The sequence below is a fragment of the Thermogladius sp. genome (assembly GCF_049970955.1).
Lineage (GTDB): Archaea > Thermoproteota > Thermoprotei_A > Sulfolobales > Desulfurococcaceae > Thermogladius.
This window is the reverse complement of sequence record NZ_JBMFLY010000073.1, coordinates 1-3,838: the sequence shown is the minus strand read 5'-3', so window position 1 is coordinate 3,838 and position 3,838 is coordinate 1. Positions and strand designations below refer to the sequence as shown.

At 59.7% G+C, this 3,838-nt stretch carries 4 protein-coding genes; 2 read left to right on the top strand and 2 right to left on the bottom strand.

Annotated features, from left to right (window positions below):
* The first annotated feature begins 225 nt into the window (after positions 1-225).
* Complete coding sequence (locus ACP5VX_RS06455) at positions 226-867, top strand: class I SAM-dependent methyltransferase (RefSeq protein ID WP_428725065.1); 642 nt, start codon at positions 226-228, stop codon at positions 865-867.
* On the opposite strand, the gene ACP5VX_RS06450 is transcribed toward ACP5VX_RS06455, so the two are convergent.
* Positions 845-1,810 carry a carbohydrate kinase family protein gene (locus ACP5VX_RS06450; protein WP_428725064.1) on the bottom strand — a complete coding sequence of 322 codons (966 nt, stop codon included), beginning with the start codon at positions 1,808-1,810 and terminating at the stop codon, positions 845-847. The genes ACP5VX_RS06455 and ACP5VX_RS06450 overlap by 23 nt on opposite strands.
* A complete protein-coding gene (locus tag ACP5VX_RS06445) occupies positions 1,807-2,694 on the bottom strand; it encodes a BtpA/SgcQ family protein (protein ID WP_428725063.1) in 888 nt (295 codons plus the stop codon). The genes ACP5VX_RS06450 and ACP5VX_RS06445 overlap by 4 nt, the downstream gene beginning before the upstream one ends.
* Before the next feature lie 215 nt (positions 2,695-2,909).
* On the opposite strand from ACP5VX_RS06445, the gene ACP5VX_RS06440 reads away from it, so the two are divergent.
* Positions 2,910-3,838 (top strand): ABC transporter ATP-binding protein (locus tag ACP5VX_RS06440; protein ID WP_428725062.1); only part of this gene is annotated, 929 nt, incomplete at its 3' end.

Sequence of the window (3,838 nt, the reverse complement as noted above, 5' to 3'; positions counted from 1 at the left end):
GCTCTCGCGGGCCCTTTAAGAGGAGGGCCTTCAAAGGGTTTCACCCGACACATATATAAGTTCTCCTGGAACAATATTATTTCCGGACCTACAACTCAGGCTTAGGCCTGTGGATGAGTAGGTCGGGGACGTATTCACCCACACACGTTTCGCTCGCGGCCGAGTTTTGTCGTGTAAACGTGGGCGGGCAGTCGTGAGACCCAACTTACTCGGGTTGTGGCCGTCATGGTAGTCGACCCCTTCGAGAAGTTCTGGCTTGAGTACGACAACTGGTACGATGAGCACCCCAACATATACAGGTCCGAGCTGTGGGCCGTCGAGCTAGCCTCACGTGGCGTCCCTAGGCCCTGGGTGGAGATCGGTGTGGGTAGCGGGAGGTTCGCGGCACCGCTAGGTGTAGACGTCGGCCTAGACCCCTCCGAGAGGTTACTGGAGCTCGCCTCTCGGCGCGGGGTAAGGGTGGTCAAAGGCTTCGCGGAGTCCACGCCGTTCCCGGACGGGAGCTTTGGAGGGGTCTTCGTGATCATAACCATATGCTTCCTCGACGAGCCCTTGAAGGCGCTGAGAGAAGCCAGGAGAATACTGAAGCCCGAGGGCAGGCTGGTGGTGGGGTTCATACCTAGGGACAGTCCATGGGGCACCTTCTACAGCCGGCTCAAGGAGAGAGGGCACAAGTTCTACTCGCACGCCAGGTTCTACTCGCTGAGCGAGTTAACCGGGATGCTCGAGCTCTCGGGGTTCGAGACGGAGCTGCTGGTCTCCACCCTCCGCAGCCCGCCAGGGTCGCCCGAGGTCCTCGAGCCGCCCGTTTTAGGCCTAGCACCAGGCGCCAGCTTCCTCGTGATCAGAGCGCGTGCCGCCCGCTGAGCCTGCCTACCACCTCGATGAACTCCTCGAGCTCCCTCAGGGACCTCGGTAAGTGTCTCGCCCCCACGCCCAGCGCCTTGTAAGCCCCCATCGCGTTACCGTATAGCAGGGCCTTGTCTAGGTCGAACCCCTCGAGCAACGAGTAGAGCACTCCAGCGTTGAACGCGTCTCCGGAGCCGGTCGTGTCGACGGCCCTTACGTTGAACGCCTTCACAGACACCTTCTTGTCCCCGGCTATCGCCATCGAGCCTCTCTCCCCCATTTTCAGGAAGAGGACCTCTGGTTCGAGGCTCTTGTACAGCGCCTCGGCAGCCGACAAGGAGGCCGAGCCTACGAGCTCCTCCAGCTCGTCCAGGTTGATGAACGCGTAGGTGACGCTCTTCTTGAGCTTGAGCAAGAGGCTCCTGTCCCCCTTGTTGAAGCCGCTCAGGTCTAGCCCTGTTACAACCGACTCCCTGTTAGCCCTCGTGAGGAGCCCCACGAGCGACTCGCCCCTGTCCACGTTACGGGCCGCGAACCCGTAGGCGAAGACGGCGTCAGCGCTCGACACAACGCTCTCTATCACCTCGTTACTCGGGGTGTTCAGCTTGTTGGCGCCTCGGTACCCGACTATGACCCTGCCTCCACCTGGCTTGACCAATATGCTCATAACGCCCGTGGGCTCCTCGCGAGTAGCGGCCACGTACCTTACCCCTACCCCCTCGGTCTCCAAGTCTTTGACCAGCACCATCCCCACCACGTCCTCCCCGACCTTTGCTATCACGCTCGTCCTGGAGCCTAGCCTCCTCGCAGCCACGGCGAGGTTGCCCGCCACTCCTCCGGGGGCGTAAAGCCCCCTCCTCGCTACATACGAGACGTCCCTGAACACCAGTTCGTCCGTGTCGAGGAAGTATATCACGTCGAGGTTGAGGTCGCCGTAGACGAAGACGCGCTTCTCGCTCAAGCCTTACCCCTAATTCTGTTGACGACGCTCATGAGGCGCCTCACCCTCTCAGGGTCGACGGGGTTCTGGGTCAGTCCGTGGACCTTGAAGTACGTGCCCACGATTGCCCCGTCCGCGTACTTGAGTAGCTTCTCGGCGTTCTCCGGGGTGAGCCCGCTACCTACGAGCACGGGCGTGTCGCCGACGATCGACTTGACGAGCTTAACGTCCTCCACCGAGGGCTCCTCGCCCGTCATCCTCCCAGTCACGATGATAGCGTCGGCTAGGTAGAAGTCGGCCCACTTCGCGTGCGTCACGATGTCTATGCCGGGGAACATCACGCTGTGCTTCTTGACCACGTCTACGAAGAACTTGATGTCCTCCGCGTAGAGGGCCTTCCTCAGCCTCACGAGGTCTGCGGCCACCCCGTGGTCGAACTCCCCGGTGTCCCAGACAGCCGCCCCCGTGTAGAGGCAGACCCTTATAAACCTGGCTCCGGAGGCCTTCGCTATCGCGAGTGCTACCCTCCCCCCGTTGTGGATAACGGTTATCCCGACGGGTATCGACACGTTCTTCACCACATGCCTAGCCACCACGGCGTGGGCGGTCATCTCCTCGGGCGGTATGCGGGAGGCGCCGCTGTAGTAGGGGAGGTCCCACATGTTCTCGACTATCACGCCGTCAACGCCGTTCTCCTCGTAGATCTTCGCCTCCCTCAGCGCGTGCTCCTCGATTACGTCGATGCTCCAACCCTTGTAACCTGGAGCGCCGGGTAACGGGAGCAGGTGGACCATGCCAATGATCGCCTTGTCGTTCTTGAACAGGTCGCGGATCGAGAACATCCTCTTCGAGTACAGGTCTCTAGCCCACTCGGGTATCAACTTGTCGAGCAACTCCCTCTTCAAGCCGTGGCACCAACCTCTAATCTAGGGGGCACGAGACTTAAGACCGTTTCACAACGAACACTACACGCATCGACACGCCTGTGTGGGGAGAGAGTAGTGAGGCCCCCGTCAAAGCGCTCGGCCCTACTCTTGGCTGCGAGCGGTATAAGATGAAAACATTTTAAAATATACGCTCCGTATCCATATACATTAGCGCGAAACGGGTGTAGTTTGAGTTGAGTGAAGTGCTACTAGAGGTCGAGGGGCTCAAGACCTATTTCTACACTTCGAAGGGTATAGTCAAGGCCGTCGACAACGTGGGGTTCAAGCTCAACAAAGGCGAGGTACTCGGTATAGCAGGGGAGTCCGGCTGCGGTAAGAGCACTCTCGCCTACTCAATCATAAGGCTCGTCCCCCCGCCCGGCAAGATCGTCGGCGGCAGGATATCCTTCATGGGCTCGGACATCCTGAAGATGCCGGAGGAGGAGTTCAGGGTTAAGGTGAGGTGGAAGGGCATATCGATGATCTTCCAGGGCGCCATGAACGCGCTCAACCCAGTCTACACGGTTGGAGACCAGATCGCCGAGGTCCTAATGCTACACAAGGGCCTCACGAAGAGGGAGGCCCTCCAAGAGGCGGCCGAGCTCCTCAAGATGGTGGGTCTCGACCCTAGAAGGCTGAGGAGCTACCCGCACGAGCTGAGCGGTGGCATGAAGCAGAGGGTCGTAATAGCCATGGCTCTAGCTCTCAGACCCCCACTCGTGATCGCCGACGAGCCGACCACGGCTCTAGACGTCGTCGTGCAGGCGCAGATAATGAACCTGCTGAAGAGGCTTCAGAGAGAGCTGAAGATGTCGATAATCCTCATCACACACGACATGAGCCTGATAGCGGAGATAGCGGACAAGGTAGCTATAATGTACGCCGGTAAGATAGTCGAGATAGGGGACGCGGACAAGGTCTTCAACAACCCTCTGCACCCCTACACAAGGGCCCTGATCAACAGCATACCCAGCCTCAGGAAAGAGCTGAAGAAGCTAGAGTTTATACCCGGCGTCCCGCCTGATCTAATACAGCCGCCGCCCGGATGCAGGTTCCACCCCAGGTGCAAGTACGCGTTCGAGCCCTGCTCGAGGGAGGAGCCCCCGATGGTCGAGGTCGAGCC